The organism is Desulfurellaceae bacterium (assembly GCA_021296095.1).
Classification (GTDB): Bacteria; Desulfobacterota; Binatia; order Bin18; family Bin18; genus JAAXHF01.
On sequence record JAGWBB010000178.1, the window covers coordinates 1 to 1,916 of the forward strand.

The 1,916-nt window shown below is 64.6% G+C and carries 4 protein-coding genes; 2 read left to right on the forward strand and 2 right to left on the reverse strand.

Annotated features, from left to right (window positions below; translation table 11 throughout):
• Together J4F42_22575 and J4F42_22580 are read left to right on the forward strand one after the other, a co-directional pair.
• Nucleotides 1–488 (forward strand): amidohydrolase family protein (locus J4F42_22575; protein MCE2488309.1); only part of this gene is annotated, 488 nt, incomplete at its 5' end.
• An 18-nt stretch (nucleotides 489–506) separates the two neighbouring features.
• Complete coding sequence (locus J4F42_22580) at nucleotides 507–1,208, forward strand: SDR family NAD(P)-dependent oxidoreductase (GenBank protein ID MCE2488310.1); 702 nt, start codon at nucleotides 507–509, stop codon at nucleotides 1,206–1,208.
• Between the two features lie 79 nt (nucleotides 1,209–1,287).
• Here J4F42_22580 and J4F42_22585 read toward each other — a convergent pair whose 3' ends face one another.
• Together J4F42_22585 and J4F42_22590 are read right to left on the reverse strand one after the other, a co-directional pair.
• Nucleotides 1,288–1,662 (reverse strand): hypothetical protein, encoded by a 375-nt coding sequence (locus tag J4F42_22585; GenBank protein MCE2488311.1) that lies wholly within the window; start codon nucleotides 1,660–1,662, stop codon nucleotides 1,288–1,290.
• Nucleotides 1,663–1,673: 11 nt separating this feature from the next.
• Nucleotides 1,674–1,844 carry a hypothetical protein gene (locus J4F42_22590; GenBank protein ID MCE2488312.1) on the reverse strand — a complete coding sequence of 57 codons (171 nt, stop codon included), beginning with the start codon at nucleotides 1,842–1,844 and terminating at the stop codon, nucleotides 1,674–1,676.
• Nucleotides 1,845–1,916: the final 72 nt, after the last annotated feature.

Genomic DNA, 1,916 nt, shown 5'->3' on the forward strand with positions numbered 1-1,916 from the left:
AGCCGCCGGCCAAGCGGGTCCACCAACGCTTCCGGGATATGCAGAAGTGGGCGGTATGGCACTACAATGTGCACGGCGCCCAGGGCCCCCTGCAGGCGTTTACGGCCATGTTTCAGTACGGTCTGTTCGATCGCTTCCCGCGCGTCAAGGTTGTCGTCCTGGAGTCCGGGGCGGGCTGGGCCGGCTATCTGCTCAACCGCATGGACGCGGTGTACGACAGCCCGCTGGGCGAATCGGTGCCGCTCAAGGAGAAGCCCAGCTATTATTTTCACCGCCAGTGCTGGATCTCGGGCGATCCCGACGAGAAGGCGTTTGGCAATGTGGTTGACTTTGTGGGCGCCGACAAGTTTTTCTGGGCCTCGGATTTCCCGCATTTCGATCATCCGGGCAACTACATGGACGAGCTGAAAGAGCTGGTCGAACCGATGTCGGCGTCCACCCGCCAGAAGGTCATCGGCGATAACGTCGCCCAGGTGTACGGCATCTGAGGGCGACAGGAGAGCGCTATGACACGGCCCGTTTGTGTTATTTCCGGAGTTGGTCCGGGGACCGGGGCGGCCCTGAGCCGCCGTTTTGCCGCAGGCGGCTATCAGGTCGCCATGCTGGCCCGCAACGAGGAGCGGCTGTCACAGCTGGAGCGGGAGATTCCGCACACGACCGGTTTTGGCTGTGACGTGTCGGACCAGGCGGCGGTGGACACGACCCTGGCCGCCATCAAGGAGAACCTGGGTGCGCCCGAGGTGCTGATCCACAACGCGGTGGGCGGCGCCTTTGGAACGTTTCTGGAGATCGAGCCTGCGGTCCTGGAGCAGAACTTTCAGGTCAATACGATGGGCCTGCTGTACCTGGCCCGGGCCGTGGCGCCCGACATGATTGCGGCCGGCAAGGGCGCCATCATCGCCACCGGCAATACCTCGGCCCTGCGCGGCAAGCCGCGCTTTGCCGGGTTTGCGCCGACCAAGGCCGCCCAGCGCATCCTGGCCGAGTCCATGGCCCGTACGCTGGGCCCGCAGGGCGTCCACGTGGCCTATGTGGTGATTGACGCGGTGATCGATCTGGAGTGGACGCGCAAGATGTTCACGGACAAGTCGGATGACTTCTTCATCAAACCGGCGGCGATTGCCGACACGACCTGGCAGGTCGTCCATCAGGAGCGTTCCGGCTGGTCGTTTCATGTCGAGGTCCGGCCGTTCGGCGAAGAGTGGTGAGCCCGGGAGCGGAGCCCGGCGCGATTGCGTCGAGTGGCTGTGCGGCCTGCGATGGACTCGGCCTGGGATCGGACCCAGACTATTGGAGCGGCGAGCCGACAAGCGTCTGGGCCGACTGCTCGGCCGCTCCGGGCTGGTCCGCGCCGCTCAGTGAGACTGGAGAATCACGCAGCGCCCGCATGCTATCGGATGACAGCAGGCTGCTCGGCCGCTGGTCAAAAGAGAACTCGTCCGGGGTGTGACCGACTATGGGTGCCAGGCCGGGCCGCGAGACCAGACGATGGATCGGTCGGGTGATGAGCCGTTCCAGACCATAGCCTATGGCGTGGAGCGGATAGGCGACGATCCGCAGGGGGTGGGCGTCTTCAAAATCGTCGTACTCGCCGCCATAGGCCAACCCGGGCAGACCCAGGACCAGCACCGTCACTGCCGCAAGAACCGTCTTTTTCCACATATGTCCTCCTCCTAGCCTTCTTCCAGCTGCTTCAGCTCTTTTTGCCAGCTCCGTCGGGCGGCAGTCCGGCGGTACTTCGTCGGGTCGTCCTCGGCCCGGCTGGGCGGCGGGAGCGCTTTGCGGACCTGACGCACAGCCTCAAGCTGGGACAGGCCGCGGCGTTTCTTTTTTTTGCGTGGCATGGCTCACGTCCGGCCCAGCAGCCGGGCCGCATCCTTGGAGTAGTAAGTCAAGATCAGATCAGCTCCGGCGCG